19 protein-coding genes and 1 pseudogene are annotated in these 16,467 nt (G+C 68.7%); 18 read left to right on the top strand and 2 right to left on the bottom strand.

Annotation, left to right across the window (positions count from 1 at the left end; genetic code table 11):
* The first annotated feature begins 366 nt into the window (after positions 1 to 366).
* From ACIRB1_RS40675 to ACIRB1_RS40695, 5 genes are all read left to right on the top strand, one after another.
* Complete coding sequence (locus ACIRB1_RS40675) at positions 367 to 825, top strand: spore-associated protein A (protein ID WP_403469053.1); 459 nt, start codon at positions 367 to 369, stop codon at positions 823 to 825.
* 586 nt (positions 826 to 1,411) lie between these two features.
* A complete protein-coding gene (locus ACIRB1_RS40680; RefSeq protein ID WP_403469054.1) occupies positions 1,412 to 1,567 on the top strand; it encodes a hypothetical protein in 156 nt (51 codons plus the stop codon).
* Complete coding sequence (locus ACIRB1_RS40685) at positions 1,564 to 1,944, top strand: RICIN domain-containing protein (RefSeq protein WP_403469055.1); 381 nt, start codon at positions 1,564 to 1,566, stop codon at positions 1,942 to 1,944. Before ACIRB1_RS40680 ends, ACIRB1_RS40685 begins: the two co-directional genes overlap by 4 nt.
* A 244-nt stretch (positions 1,945 to 2,188) precedes the next feature.
* On the top strand, positions 2,189 to 2,713 hold the full coding sequence (gene mscL / locus ACIRB1_RS40690; protein ID WP_403469056.1) for a large conductance mechanosensitive channel protein MscL: 525 nt from the start codon (positions 2,189 to 2,191) through the stop codon (positions 2,711 to 2,713).
* Positions 2,714 to 2,737: 24 nt separating this feature from the next.
* Positions 2,738 to 3,646, top strand: a complete 909-nt coding sequence (locus ACIRB1_RS40695) for an aminoglycoside phosphotransferase family protein (protein WP_403469058.1) — start codon at positions 2,738 to 2,740, stop codon at positions 3,644 to 3,646.
* On the opposite strand, the gene ACIRB1_RS40700 is transcribed toward ACIRB1_RS40695, so the two are convergent.
* Positions 3,635 to 4,144: an NUDIX hydrolase gene (locus tag ACIRB1_RS40700; RefSeq protein WP_403469179.1), complete on the bottom strand. Its 510-nt coding sequence runs from the start codon at positions 4,142 to 4,144 to the stop codon at positions 3,635 to 3,637. The two genes, ACIRB1_RS40695 and ACIRB1_RS40700, sit on opposite strands and share 12 nt — an antisense overlap.
* 282 nt (positions 4,145 to 4,426) lie before the next feature.
* A pseudogene (locus tag ACIRB1_RS40705) lies at positions 4,427 to 4,678 on the bottom strand (phytanoyl-CoA dioxygenase family protein); the annotation flags it as partial.
* 58 nt (positions 4,679 to 4,736) lie between these two features.
* On the opposite strand from ACIRB1_RS40705, the gene ACIRB1_RS40710 reads away from it, so the two are divergent.
* From ACIRB1_RS40710 to ACIRB1_RS40770, 13 genes are all read left to right on the top strand, one after another.
* A complete protein-coding gene (locus tag ACIRB1_RS40710) occupies positions 4,737 to 5,120 on the top strand; it encodes a zinc ribbon domain-containing protein (protein WP_403469059.1) in 384 nt (127 codons plus the stop codon).
* A gap of 545 nt (positions 5,121 to 5,665) precedes the next feature.
* Positions 5,666 to 6,664: a ParB/RepB/Spo0J family partition protein gene (locus ACIRB1_RS40715; protein ID WP_403469060.1), complete on the top strand. Its 999-nt coding sequence runs from the start codon at positions 5,666 to 5,668 to the stop codon at positions 6,662 to 6,664.
* 330 nt (positions 6,665 to 6,994) lie between these two features.
* A complete protein-coding gene (locus tag ACIRB1_RS40720; RefSeq protein ID WP_403469061.1) occupies positions 6,995 to 8,161 on the top strand; it encodes a beta-ketoacyl-[acyl-carrier-protein] synthase family protein in 1,167 nt (388 codons plus the stop codon).
* Positions 8,158 to 8,859: a hypothetical protein gene (locus ACIRB1_RS40725; RefSeq protein WP_403469062.1), complete on the top strand. Its 702-nt coding sequence runs from the start codon at positions 8,158 to 8,160 to the stop codon at positions 8,857 to 8,859. Before ACIRB1_RS40720 ends, ACIRB1_RS40725 begins: the two co-directional genes overlap by 4 nt.
* Positions 8,860 to 8,864: 5 nt before the next feature.
* A complete protein-coding gene (locus tag ACIRB1_RS40730) occupies positions 8,865 to 9,602 on the top strand; it encodes an SDR family oxidoreductase (RefSeq protein WP_403469063.1) in 738 nt (245 codons plus the stop codon).
* Positions 9,599 to 10,366, top strand: coding sequence for an SDR family oxidoreductase (locus ACIRB1_RS40735; protein WP_403469064.1), 768 nt, complete (start codon positions 9,599 to 9,601; stop codon positions 10,364 to 10,366). Before ACIRB1_RS40730 ends, ACIRB1_RS40735 begins: the two co-directional genes overlap by 4 nt.
* A gap of 122 nt (positions 10,367 to 10,488) precedes the next feature.
* Positions 10,489 to 11,298, top strand: a complete 810-nt coding sequence (locus ACIRB1_RS40740; RefSeq protein WP_403469065.1) for an ACP S-malonyltransferase — start codon at positions 10,489 to 10,491, stop codon at positions 11,296 to 11,298.
* Complete coding sequence (locus ACIRB1_RS40745; protein ID WP_403469066.1) at positions 11,295 to 12,200, top strand: LLM class flavin-dependent oxidoreductase; 906 nt, start codon at positions 11,295 to 11,297, stop codon at positions 12,198 to 12,200. The genes ACIRB1_RS40740 and ACIRB1_RS40745 overlap by 4 nt, the downstream gene beginning before the upstream one ends.
* Positions 12,200 to 13,285, top strand: coding sequence for a Gfo/Idh/MocA family protein (locus ACIRB1_RS40750; RefSeq protein ID WP_403469067.1), 1,086 nt, complete (start codon positions 12,200 to 12,202; stop codon positions 13,283 to 13,285). The genes ACIRB1_RS40745 and ACIRB1_RS40750 overlap by 1 nt, the downstream gene beginning before the upstream one ends.
* Entirely contained in the window at positions 13,278 to 14,528 is a 1,251-nt protein-coding gene (locus ACIRB1_RS40755) for a beta-ketoacyl synthase N-terminal-like domain-containing protein (RefSeq protein WP_403469068.1), read from the top strand. The genes ACIRB1_RS40750 and ACIRB1_RS40755 overlap by 8 nt, the downstream gene beginning before the upstream one ends.
* A gap of 13 nt (positions 14,529 to 14,541) precedes the next feature.
* Positions 14,542 to 14,922 carry a hypothetical protein gene (locus ACIRB1_RS40760; RefSeq protein ID WP_403469069.1) on the top strand — a complete coding sequence of 127 codons (381 nt, stop codon included), beginning with the start codon at positions 14,542 to 14,544 and terminating at the stop codon, positions 14,920 to 14,922.
* On the top strand, positions 14,919 to 15,488 hold the full coding sequence (locus tag ACIRB1_RS40765) for a hypothetical protein (protein ID WP_403469070.1): 570 nt from the start codon (positions 14,919 to 14,921) through the stop codon (positions 15,486 to 15,488). Before ACIRB1_RS40760 ends, ACIRB1_RS40765 begins: the two co-directional genes overlap by 4 nt.
* Positions 15,488 to 16,420, top strand: coding sequence for an NAD-dependent epimerase/dehydratase family protein (locus tag ACIRB1_RS40770; RefSeq protein ID WP_403469071.1), 933 nt, complete (start codon positions 15,488 to 15,490; stop codon positions 16,418 to 16,420). The genes ACIRB1_RS40765 and ACIRB1_RS40770 overlap by 1 nt, the downstream gene beginning before the upstream one ends.
* Positions 16,421 to 16,467: the final 47 nt, after the last annotated feature.

Genomic DNA, 16,467 nt, shown 5'->3' on the forward strand with positions numbered 1-16,467 from the left:
GTCCGGGCTGTCTCAGTTAAGTCGAGGCATCTGCCCTGGATGACTCGACTTAACTGAGACAGCGCAGGTCGCAGAGCTGGGCGAGTAGCCGGACCGGCAGAGCCGCCTCGGGTTGAGTGAGACTTTCCGCCCGACGGCGTCTCACTCAACCCGAGGCACCGCAGGTTGGACGGCCGCCGTGGGCGGCGCCACCTGCCGTTCATCGTGCTGTTTCACGTTGATGACATGTGGCACGGAGCCGTTGCAGTGAGGCGTACAACGGGTGGGGTGGCCGGGTGGTCGTACTAGGCATCGGAAGCGGTGTCCGATCGGACGATGACCAAGTCCGCGGACTGAACCAACTTGAGCTCTGAAACGGGGAGAAACATGTCAAGGACGAAGCGTGTGCTGCAGGGCATGATGGTTGCCGGCGCGGGTGCTGTCGCCCTCACGACTCTCGCGCCGACGGCGTCGGCTGCGCCCGCCACCACGAAGACCGCGGCGGCTACGGCGACGACGACTGCGGCGGCGTACAACGGTGCCTGCGGCAGCGGCTACAAGGTCGTCAACTCCACGCCGATCGGCGACATCGGCACGGCCTACCTCACCTACAGCTCCGCCACCGGCAAGAACTGTGCGGTGGCCATCCGGAACGTCGCGGGTGACCCGGTGTACATGGACCTGCTCATCCGGCGCAGCAGCACCGAGATCTTCGACGACCAGGACGGCGGCAACTTCCGTTCCTACGTGGGCCCGGTCTATGTCAAGGCCGCTGGGTCCTGTGTCGACTGGTGGGGTTCGATGGGCGGGGTGTACTTCGGGGAATACGGCACCAACTGCGGCTGATCCTGGCCGACGTCCCTCCGTTTCGAGCGGCTCCGACCGCAACGACTGCGACGATCTCCTGACCGGCCTTGCCCAGGTCGGCCGCGGAACCGCCGCCGACGTCCTGACCGAGGCCGGCTTCAACCCGGCCGCCCTCGACGCCACAACTGCCGACGCCTCAGCCCATCACGACCCCGACGACCACTGCCCCCGGACAGCGAGAGAACGGCTCACTGCCCGGACTTGAGCGAGACACAGCGACGACTCCCGTCTCACTCAAGTCCGGGCGCCGCAGGTCAGCGGGGCGCGATGCCCGGGCTTATCCGAGACAGGACACCGATCCGGCGACCAGTACAGCCCCTCCCGTGCGCGCTCCGGCAAGAATGCGGCCGCACTGCGGCGGAGGTTATCCAATCAGGTCCGTACATGCGTCACGGTGATGGCAGGTCGCAACCATCACCCGTACGCAAGCATGACCCACATAGCCCGAATGCTACGTGTTGCGAGTTTGTGCAACGTTCTGATCCCCTCCTGCCGCATGATCATTTCGTAAATGATCATGCGGCAGGAGGGGATTGCTCCGCTGCCGCTGGCGCAAGGAGCGTGTATGACCGGCAGGATCGCCATCGAACTACTGAGGCGCCCGGCACAGGTCGCGGCCATCGTGACCATCGCCCTGGCCCCCTGGCGGGGGCAGCTCAGGCCACTGCGGCGCCGGCGTCCGGCGCCGAGCAGGCGCCAGAGCACAGCCTCCGTATCATGACCAGGTACCACCAATGTCTGACCATCGATCACGAACGGATCCGGCAGGCCGGGTGCGGACGCGAGAACCAGGTCTTCACCGTCAGCAGAGCCGCAGATGGAACCTTCGAATTCCGGGCCTCTGGCGACAAGTGCCTCACAGCGGCAGACCAGCGCTCTACCTGGGTCGGGATGGCGGCCTGCGGGAATATTTCCGCCCAGAAGATCGAGCTCGGCCCGGCTCCCATGCTCGACGGCCAGCCGGCGTACCAGCTCAAGACCGACACGGGCCGGTGCCTGACCGTGCAGGGGCGCGACGACAGCAAGGACATCGCGCAGGCAGAGTGCGAGACGGACAACCGAGACCAGCACTTCGTACTGGACCGCCAGAACAGCTGATCCTGGCGTGAGGACGCGGCGGGGCGGGCACAGTGCCCGCCGCGTCCTCCAGATCTCAAACACACACTGAGCGACGGTTGCGATGGCGTGCTGGCGCACGTGGCGTCGGTGGCCGGCACATCACCGTGCCGCGCGGCGCAGCCGGCATGGGGGAGGGGCGGCAGGGCATCCGAGGCGAAGGGAGCGGGCTGACCACGCTTTCGGTGCCGCCCCTTGACGTCAAGAACCTCTTAGGAGTGAGAAGGTGAAGGGCTTCCGCAGCTTCATCCTGCGCGGCAACGTGGTCGACCTGGCCGTCGGCATCGTCATCGGGGCAGCGTTCACCGCCGTGGTGAACGGCTTTGTCAGCGCCTTCCTGACGCCACTCGTCGGGTTGGCCACCGGCGCCACCGGCGACATGAGCCGCAAGGCCTTCACCGTAGGCGCCATCAAGTTCCCCTACGGCGCCTTCATCAACGCGGCGATCAGCTTCCTTCTCCTCGCCGGCGCCCTGTACTTCCTGGTCGTGCCCCCGGTCAACAAGCTCCACGAACGCCTTGAGCAGCTCGCCGCCCTGCCCACCGTGCGTTCGTCCGGGCCACAGACGGTCGGCGGCGTGTCGGCCACTCGGCAGGCCACAGAGTGTCGACGGAGCCAGCCGAAACCGGCAGGTAGCCGTCCCACCCCTTCGGGCCGGTCACGCCGCTGGGAACTGCGAGGTCACCGGATTGCCGATGGCTGGGTTCTGGGAGGCCGCGGTTCCCCACCTGGTGAACCGACCGGCCCATGAACGAATCGACGCTAGGGTGCTCCGGTGATCCAGATCCCGGAGACATTCGCGCGACGCACCATCGACCGAGAGGCGGATGAGGGGCGGGCCTGGCTCGCATGTCTGCCGCATCTTGTTGATGAGATTCTGGAGCGTTGGAGTTGCAGGCCCACCGGGCCGGTCAGGCATGGTCAGGTAGGGGTGATCATCCCGGTGCAGTCCGTGCAGGGCACAGACCGAGCGTCCGCGGTGCTCAAGGTGTCGTTCCCCCACCCCGGTAACGTTCATGAACCAGACGCACTCGATGTCTGGGGCGGGCGAGGCGCTGTCCGGCTGCACAAGCGGGACGACTCGTGCTTTGCCCTCTTGTTGGAGCGGGCCGGAGACGGCACCCTGGCCGATCTCGACGACATCGACGAGGCCATGGCCATGGCGGGCGGACTCTCCCGCAGGCTCGCCGTTCAGGCTCCTCCGGGTCTGCCGCGTCTCGGTGATCGGACCGCGGAATGGGAGGACGACCTTCGGAAGGACGCTGAGCGGTTGCCGCGCTCGCTGCCACCCCGGGTGATCCAGGCTGCGATCGCAACCGTCCGTGAGCTGGGCCGTGACCACCCGGACACGCTGGTCCACGGCGACCTGCACCTCGGTAATGTGCTGCGGGCCGAGAGGGAGCCGTGGCTGGCCATCGATCCCAAGGGATATGTGGGCGACCCGTCCTACGACGCGATCACGCTCGTGCGCAGCCGATGGGACGCTCTGTCGGGCGCCCTCGACCTGAAGGCAGCGCTGCTGCGGCGACTGACGATTTTCGCCGACGCGGCGGAACTGGACCGGGAGCGCGTCCGCCGCTGGACGCAGGCGCGGGCGGTCATGGAGGCCTATTGGGGCCGAGACCACGGTGATCCAGCATGGCTCGTCCAGGCATCCGACCACATCGCGGAGTCACTGACCTGAGTGAATCCTGTCGCCGTGGTCCCCGCCGGTCGGCGGACTAGCGAACCAAGGAGTCATCTCCTCCCGTGCTTTGCTGAGCAACAGTTGGTCGTTTCGGCGCAGTTCAGGAAGCGAGTCCAAGGGGAACCAGCGGACTTCGAGCGATTCGTCGTCGTTGACGCGGGCGTGGCCGGCGACCGGACGACACTGGAAGGCGATGTTGAGGTACTGCACCTGGTCCCCGTTGGCGCACACCCCAGGGGGCAGAGTGTAGACACTGGTGATCCGCTCGGGCACGACGAGGACGCCGGTCTCTTCTCGTACTTCACGCACCGCGGTCTCGGCAGGCTGCTCGCCCGGTTCCATCACTCCGTGCAGAAGTGCCCATGCACCGTTGTCCGAACGGCGGTTGAGCAGGACCTGACCTTCGTGCAACACGACGGCGGTGACGCCGGAGAGCCACAAGGGGTCGTGGCCGATAAACTTCCTCAGGCGCAGGATGAATTCAGGCGTCGGCATGGTGCCACCTCGGCGCGTTGTCGCGGAACAAAACACCACGGGATCATGCCATGCGCCGCGGCGTGCCCCTCGCGTGGAGACGACGCTCCGACCGTGGCGTAAAAGCCTAACTCCTGCGGGGTGCGCTGACGAAGGGGGCGCGCATGAGGCTGTGCTGCTCCGGCGTGAAGCGCTCGCCGGGCGCCACGCCCGGCGACGACCGCTCCCACTGAATGTAACTGGGGCAGTACTTGTACAGCAGTGCGCGACGCTCGCCGCGCCCCTGCCAGAGGGGAAGGCGCCGTGGGTGGTGGCCTCGGTGAAGATCACTGCATCCCCGGCATCCAGGGGCACATGCGCCACGAGCCAGGCGGCCGCCGCCTCCTGGACGGGCGGGCGCAGCGGAAGGTTCGCTTTGTGGCTACCGGGCATTACGCAGAACCCTCCATCGCCGGGTGCCACCGGGGGGAGTGCGTAGGGACCGCCACAGTCCGTCGTACATGACGCCGTCGCGCAAGTGGTAGGACTGCGACGGGTCGTGGGGTGTGCCGCCATGGCGGAGCGACATGCATCTCGCGTTGGTCGAGTCGGCCCGGCAGAACACTCCGTAAGCGTGGTCGAAGCGGACTTCCGGCCGAAGGAGTTCCTTGAGGTGCGGGAGGATCCGCTGATGGCCGATCATGCGGCGGAACTCCGGCCCCCAGTCCAGCAGGCTTCCGTCGGCGTGGTCAACCGGGCCTGCAGCGGGGACGTCGTTTCCCAGTATGACGGCGGGAAAGCCAGTTGGGAGTGGGCCGTGGAATCCATCCCTGATCTTGCGTGGGTGTCCCCGGCTTCAGTCGGGGAGGGAAACGCATCTCACGTCAGCGCGGAGAACCGGCCCACCCAGGAGAAGTTCCACTGCGTTAGCTGCGGCCACCTGGCGCACGCCGACACGGTGGGCGCCCTGAACGTTCTACGGGCCGGGCTGGTCCGTCGCGAAGCCGCACCGGCATAGCGAGGAGCCCCCTCGTTCACGAGGGGGAGGAGTCACGATCCGGCCCGTGCTCCGTGAGTCCACGGCGTCGTTGAGGCGTGCGTCCTCCTCCTCGTCGAGTGCTCGTTTGACGACCAGATAGCCAGTCAGGTCGAGCAGTAGTTCTCATGATCACGCCCAGCGATGGCACGAGCCTCTGAGACCAGGGGTCGACAACGGGCCCTCCCGCGTCGTTGCCCCAGAGCCCCAGGGGCCGGGTGAGGTACCCAAGTCGGCACCTATGAGGGAGAGTTGTTGAACAGTCCAGGGCGCCCCGGTGAGGGGTGCAGCAGCGGCAGCGCCCTCCGCATAACCCCCGTAACGGCCCAAAACGGCCGAAATGCTGATACATGCAGACTTGATGGGTGTGTCACTCTGTCAACCTCACGCGACTTGAGCGTCGCTGACAAACCTCCTCGGTCGGCCGAGTGGCGGGGCGGGGGACGGCCGCCCACGGTACATGCGCGCGGCGGCCCGCTATCGGGAACGCGGCACAGCATAAAAGTCCATTCGGGAGGCGTTCGGTCTTGCGGTCACAGGAAACCACAGGCACGGGCACGGGCACGCCAAACATCGAGGATGTAAAACGATTACCCGTAACCAGAGTCCCCATCGCCACGCTGCTGGCGGGCAATACTCCCCGACTCTCCGGCGAAAGCGAAGAGCACATCCGTTCCCTCGCCCAGTCCGAGGAAATGTTGCCGCCCATTATCGTGCACCGCTCCACCATGCGCATCATCGACGGTATGCACCGGGTCCGTGCCGCCCAGCTGCGGGGCCAGAAGCACATCGACATCCGGTTGTACGACGGTGATCAAGCGAGCTGTTTCGTCCTGGCGGTACGGGCGAACGTTGCCCACGGACTGCCGCTGTCCCTGTCCGACCGCAAAGCGGCGGCAGCTCGGATCATCGACCTGCGTCCTGAGTGGTCGAACCGGGCGATCGCCGAGATGAGCGGCCTGGCGGCGAAGACCGTCGCGGCCATGCGTAACTGTCCGACCGGGGAGAAGAACCAGTTGGACACCCGGATCGGACGTGACGGCCGGTCCCGGCCGGTGAACCCGGAAGACCGCCGCAAAAAAGCCGCTGAACTGCTCGCCGCCAAACCGGAGGCATCGCTGCGCGAAATCGCCAGAGAAGTAGGCATGTCACCTGAGACGGTGCGCGACGTTCGCTCCTGCATGGCGCAGGCCGGCCAGCCGGCCACGCGTCCTCGGCAGACTGCGGACAACGCTGTCGCAACGGGCTCCGAGGCGGGTCAGGGTCAGAACGGTGAGGACCGGACAGTCGCCGACGATCAGGCCTCGGCCGTGTACGCGCTCCGGGCGGATCCGGCCTTCCGGTCCTCCGAACGGGGGCGGTCGATGCTGCGCATGCTCGCGGCATGCCAGGTGATCCGTCGGCACGGCAACCGATTGATCGAAGCGGTACCCCAGCACTGCCGGCCCACTCTGGCCAAGGCCGCACACTCCTGCGCCAGTGTGTGGGAAGAGTTCGCCACCCAGGTGGAACGCTCCACGAGCTAATGCGCGCCGACGCCTCGACAGGTGTGGTCCAGGCTCCGGGCCGCCTGGACCACACCTGTCGAGGCTCATTTCCCCCGCGCCGCCGGCAGCCTGTGGACAAAGCGAATCCACGGATATAGGAATGTGAGTTGGGCGGCCTTTGCTTCGGCCGAATTCGATGGGCAGAGGCGAACTTGCAGGGGGCGCGCCTGAAAAGTCCACGAACCGGGTGAACGGCGCGGCGTGCTCATTCTTGTTCGCCCAGGTGAATTCTTTGCAATGCCCGTTTACCTACCCTTCGCAGGGCGCCTGGTACGCATTCGGAAGATTTCGTGGTGGGAAGGGGCTGTCATGGTGCAGCATCGGCGAGTCGTCATTACGGGAATGGGTGCTGTCTGCCCCGGCGGCCTCGATTCCGAAGCGACCTGGAAGACCGTCGCGGCGGGCATCTCGGTCGTGCGGCCGATCGAGCGATTCCGCCCCCTCGCGGCGGCCAAGGCGGGAGCAACGGTCCCCGGCTTCGAAGGGCCGGTGGACCAGGACCGTTCCCTGGCCGCGGAGTTCGGCGCGACGGCCCTGCGGGAAGCGCTGGGCGACGCCGGACTGAGCACCGGCGCCACCGTCGACTTCGTAGCCGTCGCCCACCACGGTGAACGCACGCTGCGCTCCCACGGCGGCCGCAACGGCGTTTACGGGATAGCCGAACTGGTGCGCATGCTGGCCGACATGGCGGGCGCCGCCCGTTCCGCGGCGGTGTACGGAGCGTGTGCGGGGGGCGGGCTGGCGATCGGTGGGGCCTACGAGTTCGTACGCTCCGGACGCGCCGACGTGGCGGTGGCGGGTGGGGTGGACTGCCTGCTGCGGGAGTTCGACTACGCCCAGTTCTCCAGCCTCTACGCCATGAGCACGCGTGACTGCCCCCCGGCCGAGGCGTCCTGCCCATTCGATAAACGCCGTGACGGATTCGTCATGGGTGAGGGAGCCGCGTTCCTCGTCGTCGAGGCGGAGGAGCATGCCCTGGCGCGGGGCGCCGTCCCCCGAGCCGTGCTCGAAGGGTACGGCTCCAGCCAGAACGCGTACGACCTGATCGCCTCGCCACCCGACGCCCGCGGCCCCTCGCTCGCGATGCAGGCCGCGCTGGCGGACGCCGGCGTCCAGCCCGAGAGCGTCGACTACATCAACGCGCACGGCACCAGCACCCGCGACAACGACTGGTGCGAGACGCTCGCCGTCCGGCAGGCCTTCGGCCCGTGTGCGGACGTGATCCCGATGAGCAGCTCCAAGAGCATCCTCGGCCACGCCATGGGCGCCGCCGGTGCCATCGAAGCGGTGATCTCCGTGAAGGCGCTGGAGGAAGGACTCATCCCTCCGACGATCAATCTCAAGGAGCCCGATCCCATGTGCGACCTCGACTACGTACCCGACACGGCGCGCCGGGCCGAGCTGCGACGGGTGATGTCCAACAGCTTCGGGTTCGGGGGGCACAACACCGCTGTGATCCTGGGCAGGGCCTCGTGAGCCCGGCGCTGCTCGGCGCCCGTACGGTCAGCGGCAGCTCCGCCGAACTGCGCTCCCGGGCCAGCTCGTTCACCACGCGCAAGGTGCTGCGGCTGCTCGCCCCCTGGTCCTTGGCGCCGTTCGTGACGGTGATGGAGCTCAAGGCGGCATGGCCCACGGGGTGGAACGGGGACCGTACGGGACTGATCACGATCAGTGGATTGGAGCCGGGCTTCGGCGTGTTGGTACCGGCGCGGGACGCCGGGCCCGCCACCGTGGAGGAACACCTGGCCCAGGTCCTGGAGCGCAAACCGACCGAGTGGCTGAGCGAGATGGTCAACAATCCGGCTTGCCAGGCGTCGATCGTTTCCCAGCTCCACGGTCCGTCCCTGCACTATGTCGGAGATGCCGACACATGCAGGCTGGCGCTCCTGGAGGCCGCGGCCTGGCTGGAGTCGGAAACGGTCGACGGCGTCGTCGTCGTCGCCTTCGACGACGGGGACCACCCGACGGACACGGCCACGGACGCAGCCACGGCCGATGCGACCGAGCCGCCGCTGCGGCAGTCGGCCGGCGTGGCCCTGGGCCGCGGCGACCTCGCTGCGATGAACGACATCGACCGTCTCACCGGCGGCCGCGGCGCCCCGGGCACCGCCATCGAAGCGATGACCGCCCTCATCAGCGCTCTCGAAGCGACCTCACCCCGACAGACGGATTGACCGCCGTGACCGACAGGGATACGACACGACGCCGTGTGGCACTGGTGACCGGAGCCTCCGGCGCACTGGGCGGGGAGATAGCTCGATCCCTCGATGCCAAGGGGTTCAGCCTCGCCCTGCACTTCCACCAGAACGCCGACCCGGCCGAGCGGCTGCGGTCCACGCTGCACCACCCCGCGGTACTCGTCCGCGCCGACGTTACGCAATGGGAGCAGGCCAAGGCGGCCGTGGAGGAGGCGCAACGCCTGGGCCCGGTGGACGTCCTCGTCAACTGCGCCGGAGCGCGCTCCGACGGACTCATGGCCACGCAGAACACCAAGGAGTGGCGGGAGGTCGTCGAGGTCAACCTCTTCGGCACCTTCCACATGTGCCGGGCCGCCGTACCGCAGATGCTACGGGGGCGCTGGGGACGGATCATCAACGTGGTGTCGCCCGCCGCACTGGTCGCATCCCGCGGCCAGACGGCCTACGCCGCGGCCAAGGCCGGCGTCGTCGGACTGACCCGGACCCTGGCACGGGAGTGCGGGCGCCGCGGCGTCACGGTCAACGCCCTGTCCCCGGGTTTCATGCGTACCGCAATGACCCGGGACGTCGAACCGGAGGACATCAAGGACCTCTGGCTGCGCCTGGCCGTGCCCCGGGAGACCGAGCCCTCCGAAGTGGCCCCGGCCATCGGATTCCTCATCGACAACGCGTATGTGACGGGCCAGACGATCAGCGTCGACGGAGGTATCTCGCTATGAAGGCCAGTTGTCTCGTCATCGGCGGCAGCGGAGGCATCGGCTCGATGCTCGTACGGCGATTCGCCGAACAAGGCAGGGACGTTGCCTTTACCTACTTCAGGGCAGCCGACTCCGCCCAGCGGCTGGAGGAGAGTTGTACGGGCCTGCGTGGCACCGTCTACGCCCACCGTCTCGACGTGCGCGACACGGCCCGCGTCCAGGAAGTCGTCACCGAGTGCGGCCCCGACTTGTCCGCCGTCGTCTTTTGCGCCGCGTCGGGCGTGGCGCGCCGGGTCAGCGACCACCGCCCGCGCCACGTCGACTTCACCCTCGACATCAACCTCAAGGGCTACGTGACCACTTACCAGGCCGCCCTGGCACCGCTGTCCCGCAACCGCGGCTGCCTGGTCGCCTTCACCTCGCTCGGCAGCCGACGAGCCCTGCCCGGCTACGGGTTGATCGGCGCGAGCAAGGCAGCTCTGGAGTCCCTGACGCGCTACATGGCCATCGAGAGCGCCGACCAGGGAATGCGCGTCAACGTGGTCAGTGCCGGCGCTGTGGACACCAAGGCGCTGAGGTCCAAGGTGGCGGGTGGTGACGAGGGCGTCGACGCGATCACCCGGACCCCGCTCGGCCGGCCCCTGCAGCCCGACGACGTCGCCGATGTCGTCGGCTGGCTGCTCAGCGACGCCGCGAGCATGGTGACCGGTCAGGTCGTCACCGTCGACGGAGGGATGGGCATCGGCGTCAGCGCCAGCCCGCTGACCGCGGGGATGAGGACATGAGCAGCGAAGCCCAGGAACTTGCCCGGTCCGGCCTCCCTGCCCCGGATGCCGGCCCCCCAACAACCGGGACAGCCCTGCTCTTCCCTGGTCAGGGGGTGCCGCCGGAGACGGTCGCTGAGACCTTGAGCGCCCGCACGACGGACCCATTGGCGGTCCGGCTCGCCCGCCACATCGGCGGGAACGACTGGAACGGCCACGACTACGCCGACCCGCGGGTGTTCCAGCCGGCCCTGTTCGTGGCGAGCCTCCTGAGGGCCCGGCACGTCGACCCGGGACGAGTAGCGGTCGTCCTGGGCCACAGCATGGGTGAGCTGGCCGCGATGACGTATGCAGGCGCACTGCCCGACGAGGACGCCCTGGAGGTGGTCGTCCGCCGCGCGCACCTGTGTCACGAACAGAACGCCAGGCGGCCCGGCGCCATGGTCGTCCTCATCGGAGCCGACCCGGCCCGGGCGGAGTGGCTGCGACGCAGCGCGGTCGCCCGCACCGGCGGAGTCCTGGAGATCGCGGCCTGGAACAACGCCCGGCAGGTCACACTGGCTGGCGACCTGGACTCCATCACCGACGTCACCACACGCGCCGACAAGGACGGGCTGGCCGTCGTGCCACTGGCCATCGCCGGCGCCTACCACTCGCCGCTGATGGCGGAGGCAGCCGACCGGTTCGCCGCATACCTGGCTGATATCCCGCTGCGGCCGCCCAAGGTGGAGGTGATCTCCACGATCCTGTGCCGAACCGCCAGCACGCCTGCCGAACTGCGCTCGGTACTGGCGATGGGCCTCGTGGCCCCGGTCCGTTGGATGGAGTCCCTGACCGCCGCGCACGCCCGCGGTATCACCCAGGGCTACGACGTCGGGCCCGGCACGATCCTCGCCAAGCTCTCCCGACGTCACGGCCCCACCCGCGTCCACCCCCTGAAAGGTGTGTCATGACGGTCTCCGCCCCCGGCATGAAGGTCGGGCTGATCCTCCCGATGACCGAACACGACGACGGTGGCATGCGGCCGTACCGGGAGGTGCGGGAGCTGGCCCGTCATGGCGAGGCAGCGGGACTTGACTCCCTCTGGGTGTGCGACCACATGCTCTTCCGGCACCCGGACAGCCCGACACGAGGCACCTGGGAGGCGGCCACATTCGCCGCCGCAGTGTGCGAGGCAACCTCGCAGGCACAGGTCGGGACGCTGGTGATGTGCACCGCGTTCCGCAACCCGGTGCTGCTCGCGAAGACCGCGGTCACCCTCGACGAGATCAGCGACGGTCGGCTCATCCTCGGTCTGGGTGCAGGCTGGCACACCCCCGAGATGACCGCCCTCGGACTGCCCACCGAGGAACTGGTCTCCCGCTTCGAGGAGTCCGTCACCGTCACCCTCGCCCTGCTGCGGGACGGTCATGTGGACTTCCGCGGCCGGTACTTCACCATCCCCGACTGCGAACTGCGCCCGCGCGGCCCGCGCCCTGGGCAGATCCCCGTCCTGATCGGCGGGGAGGGGCCGCGTCTGATGCGCGTGGCCGCCCGGCTCGCGGACGGGTGGAACACCGCCTGGCACAAGGACACCAGCCGGCTGGACGAACGTCTGGAGACATTTGCTTCCCAATGCCGACGGACCGGACGCGACACCGCGGCCATCGACGCCACGGTCGGACTCGACGTCACCCGAGAACTGCCGGACGACACCCGCTCCACCGAGGACCTGCTGCGCGTCCTGTCAGGACTGCGCCAGCGCGGTGTGCGGCATGTGGTGTGCGATCTGAAGCCGCTGACTCCCGACACCGTGGCATGGCTCGCCGACACGGTCGCGAGCGACAGGAAGAACGCCGTCAAGGAGGACGCGTGATGCCAGACCCGCTGCTGCGCGCCGAGGACTACCGCCCCCAATACACGTCTCCGCACGCGGACGAACTGGGCATCGCCGTCGTCGGCTGCGGGAACATCGCCGTCGAGGCACATCTGCCCGCTTACGCCCGTTACGGCTACCGCGTGGTGGCCGTCTGCGACATCGTGCCGGAGAAGGCGCGTGCGGCGGCGGAGCGCTTCGGTGTCCCGGTATGGACCGACGACCTCGACGTAGTCCTGGCCGATCCCGCGGTCCACGTCGTCGATCTGACGGTCCAGCCCCACCAGCGCCTGGATCCGATCAAGCGTGCCGCTGCGGCAGGCAAACACGTGCTGACCCAAAAGCCCCTTGCCGTCTCCTTCGACGAAGCGCAGGCCGCGGTAGAGCTCTGCGAGAGCGCGGGCGTGGTCCTCATGGTCAACCAGCAGGCCCGATGGGCGGCACCGCACCGGGCGCTGCGGGTGCTCGTCGAGCGGGGCATGCTCGGCCACCTGTACTCGGTGCTGCACTTCTACCGCGACTTCCAGGACTTCACCGGCTCGTGGTTCGTCCGGATGCCGTACGCCACCACCCTCGAACACGGCATTCACTACTTCGACCTGACACGCTACTTCACCGGACGGATGCCGGTGCGGGTCAAGGCCGCGATGACGATGACACCGGGTCAGCTGGCCGTGACACCGATGATCCACACGGTGCTGTGCGAGTACGAACCGGACGCCGACCTGGTCGCCACCCTGCACTTCAACAACATCGTGCGGGCGGCCGCCTCACACCGCTACGAATGGCACCTGGACGGCACCCACGGCTCGGCCAGCGCAACCTTGGACGAACTGCGCTTCACCCGGGCGGACGCCCCCGACGTCCAGCACGTGGTGCCGATCGAGGGACGCTGGTACATCGACGCCTTCGCGGCCTCCATGGCCGAGATGCTCGACGCCGTAGCCACCGGCCGGCCTCCGGTCACCTCCGGACGCGATCACCTGCAGTCGCTGCGCCTGGCCTTCTCGGCGATCCGCTCCTTCGAGTCCGGCGCCGCGGTGGAACCCCTCCCAGGCGGATCCGAGGGCGATCGGGATGCCTGAACTGCGCACGCGCGTCCTTGCCCAGGGGATCGTCGCCCCCGGTGCGGCCGACGCCGATGAACTGGCGCGGCTGATCGCCGGGGGACCGGCCGCCGGGCCGACGTTGATCGACCGCTTCCCCGTTGAGGGTGGCCGCTGCGACCGCGCGTTCCAGACAGACGCCCAGCTCAGGGACCCCGCCCGGGCGCAGCGGGCCGTCGAACGCCTCGCCGCCCACGTCGGCGCCGCCACCGGATGCACCTTCCACGTCGACATCGACCCCGTCGACCACGCCACTCGCATGCTCTTCGCATGCTGCGATCAGGTCGAGAACGAGCTGGGAGGCCCGCTGCCGCAGCTGCTGGGTGACCGCGTCGGCATCTTCCTCGGCACCTGCTCGGCACACCTGCCCAGCGCCGGCTACATGTTGACGCACGCGGTGCGGGACGCGGACGACCGGTCCGTGCGGATCCTGCTGGGCATCCCGGAGTACACCGGGGTCCTCGCCAAGCTCTACTTCGGCTGGGAGCCGGACGACCCGGTGTCCGCGCACGTCACCACCACCGGGTGCTCCGCAAGTCTGGACGCCATCGGCCGGGCCGCGGCGGCGGTGGCCTCCGGACGGGTCACCCATGCCGTCGCCGGCGGCATGGACGTCGTCAACGAGCCTCTGCTGCGCGGCTTCGAGGCACTGCAGAGCATGACGAACGCCGCCTGCCGCCCCTATGACACCGCGCGTCAAGGCTTCCAGCTCGGGGAGGGCGCTGGGCTCGTGCTCCTGGGGGCCGCCGTGCCCGGCCGTAGCGGCCCAGGGGTGTCGGCATTCGGCACAGGGCTGGACGGGTACCGCCTGACCGTGCCGCATCCGGACGGGGCCGGGTTGCGCACGGCTCTGATTCGGGCCGTGGACCAGGCCGGTGCCCCGCCGGGCGGCGTCATCGGCCACGGCACCGCCGTGCCAGGCAACGATGAAACCGAACTCGGCGCGTACGCCGCCGAGTTGACGCCGGACACCCCGGTGACGTCACTGAAGAGCCTGTTCGGGCACTCACTCGGCGCGGCAGGCGCGCACAACGTACTCGCCGGTCTCCAAGCACTGCGCATCGGCGCTTTGCCCGGCACCCGCAATCTGGAGAATCCGCTGAAGACCCCGCTGCGGCTCTCCGCGGATCCCCTGCCATTGCGCGGCCCGAGCGTGGCGGTGTGCTCTCCCGCCTTCGGGGGCAACAACGCCGTCCTCGTGCTCGGCACAACGGGTTCCTGACGCTGGAGGAACGATGACGACCACCGACGAAGACCTCATCCGACGACTGACGGACCTGATCAAGGAGCGCATCGCGCAGACAGCGGGCATCGACGCCGGGAACCTGGAGGACGAAGTACTGCTCTTCCCCGACCTGGCACCCGATCTGGGTATCGACATCGACGCGCCAGACATCCACACCGACCCGCAGGTCTCGCTCGACTCGCTGGACATCCTCGACATGCTGGTCGCCTTCGAGGAGTCCTTCGGCGTCCGGTACCGCGTCGCCGGAGACGGGGCCGAGGCCGTCTCTCCCGGGCTGATCGCCACCCCGCGGCGAATCGCGAGCTTCATCCTCTCCACCGTCCCGCGGGAGCAGGTGGCGGCCGGCCTGCGGGCCCGGAGGCCGGGATGAACCTGCGGCACCAGGAGCAGACCGGCCACCGCCTCGACTGGCGGGGACCACAGCTGGCCGCCCTCGACGAACGGCCGGAGGGCCTTGCCCGTGACGTGCGCTGGACCCGGATGACCCGGCTCGACCGGTATGTGCTCGCGGCGGCCTGCGCCATCGACCAAGCCGCCGGGGGCGCGCTCCGCTCCGGCGGCCCGCGGGCGGCCGCTGTCGTCCAGGTGAACTGGGCCGCCCTGGACGGAGCGCGCAGCTGCCTGGAGCGCATCGCACGGCACCACGGGGGAATGGCCCGCGATTTCGCCCAGATGGGCGGCACCTCCACCTGCCACTATCTGGCGACCTGCCTGGGCATCAAGGGGTACGCCACCGTCCTGTTCGACGACTCCACCGGGCAGGCGGCGGACACGCTCACCGACGACGTGGCCGCACTGCCCTACCTCGACCTGCTCTGCCGGATCTCCGTCCGGCTGAGGCTAGACGTCGGCAACCGTCTCATGGGGGCCCTCGCCCCGGTCACCGAAGAAGTGAGCGCACATCTGACACGGATCGCACCGAGGGAGACTGACTGATGCCGTCAACGCCAGCCCGCACAGGCCGCGCCCGGGAAGGAAGGATCCTGGTCACCGGAGCAGCGGGCTTCCTGGGTCGCCATCTCGTACGCGCTCTGCGCGGCCAGGACCTCGACGTCCTGGCCGTCGACAACTTATGCGTGCCGCCCATGGAAGCGCCGCCCGACGACCTGCTGTGCGCCTCCGTACTCGACCTCACGGCCGAGGACCTGCGCGGCGTCTCCTGCATCTACCATCTCAGCGCCTGGAAGAGCGTCCCGGACTCGTTCTCGCACCCCTACCGGTGCGTGGAAAACGTGCGGGCGGGAGAGCATGTGCTGCGCTTGGCGCGCACCGCCGGGGTGGCGCGGGTCGTGGTGGCCAGTTCCTGCGAGGTCTACGGCACCACGCAGACCCCCACCCGAGAGGACGCGCCGCTGGCCCCCCGGTCCGCGTACGCGATGTCGAAGGCCGCCGTCGACTGCCTGGCCGCCGTGGTACGGCGCAGCGGTCAGGACGTGACGGTGGCCCGCCTGTTCAACACCTACGGACCCGGTGAACGCCCCGACGCGGTGATCCCCGCCTTTTGCCAAGGCGCCCTGGTCAAGGGAGAGATCGTCGTGGAGGGCTCCGGGCGCCAGCGCCGTGACTTCTCCTACGTCACCGACATCGTCGCCAAACTCGCCGAGCTGTCCCTGCTCGACACCTGCCCCGGCATCGTGAACCTCGGGTCCGGCACCTCGCACACGATCTTGGAGCTCACCTCCTGGATGACCCGGCGCCGCCCCGAGACCACCATCACCTTCGGCCCCGAACGGCCCATGGAGATCGAGGAGTTCCGCGCCGACACCGCTCTCGCGGACGAACTCTTCACGGTCTCGGACCCGGTCGGCCTAGAGGCCGGTCTGGAAGAAACCTTCTCCTGGTGGGAGCGGTATGCCGACCGAGTCTGACCTCATGCCGGCGCGGACCTTGATCCGCCTGTACGACGTGCCGCCAC

This window comes from Streptomyces sp. NPDC096013 (genome assembly GCF_044763565.1).
Classification (GTDB): domain Bacteria; phylum Actinomycetota; class Actinomycetes; order Streptomycetales; family Streptomycetaceae; genus Streptomyces.

Bases quoted from the DNA above. Each gene is read 5' to 3' on its own strand.
- ACIRB1_RS40675 (WP_403469053.1), top strand. From the start codon at position 367: ATGTCAAGGACGAAGCGTGTGCTGCAGGGCATGATGGTTGCCGGCGCG.
- ACIRB1_RS40760 (WP_403469069.1), top strand. From the start codon at position 14,542: ATGACGACCACCGACGAAGACCTCATCCGACGACTGACGGACCTGATC.
- ACIRB1_RS40770 (WP_403469071.1), top strand. From the start codon at position 15,488: ATGCCGTCAACGCCAGCCCGCACAGGCCGCGCCCGGGAAGGAAGGATC.
- ACIRB1_RS40750 (WP_403469067.1), top strand. From the start codon at position 12,200: ATGCCAGACCCGCTGCTGCGCGCCGAGGACTACCGCCCCCAATACACG.
- ACIRB1_RS40755 (WP_403469068.1), top strand. From the start codon at position 13,278: ATGCCTGAACTGCGCACGCGCGTCCTTGCCCAGGGGATCGTCGCCCCC.
- ACIRB1_RS40720 (WP_403469061.1), top strand. From the start codon at position 6,995: ATGGTGCAGCATCGGCGAGTCGTCATTACGGGAATGGGTGCTGTCTGC.
- ACIRB1_RS40685 (WP_403469055.1), top strand. From the start codon at position 1,564: ATGACCAGGTACCACCAATGTCTGACCATCGATCACGAACGGATCCGG.
- ACIRB1_RS40680 (WP_403469054.1), top strand. From the start codon at position 1,412: ATGACCGGCAGGATCGCCATCGAACTACTGAGGCGCCCGGCACAGGTC.
- ACIRB1_RS40765 (WP_403469070.1), top strand. From the start codon at position 14,919: ATGAACCTGCGGCACCAGGAGCAGACCGGCCACCGCCTCGACTGGCGG.
- ACIRB1_RS40745 (WP_403469066.1), top strand. From the start codon at position 11,295: ATGACGGTCTCCGCCCCCGGCATGAAGGTCGGGCTGATCCTCCCGATG.
- ACIRB1_RS40735 (WP_403469064.1), top strand. From the start codon at position 9,599: ATGAAGGCCAGTTGTCTCGTCATCGGCGGCAGCGGAGGCATCGGCTCG.
- ACIRB1_RS40700 (WP_403469179.1), bottom strand. From the start codon at position 4,144: ATGCCGACGCCTGAATTCATCCTGCGCCTGAGGAAGTTTATCGGCCAC.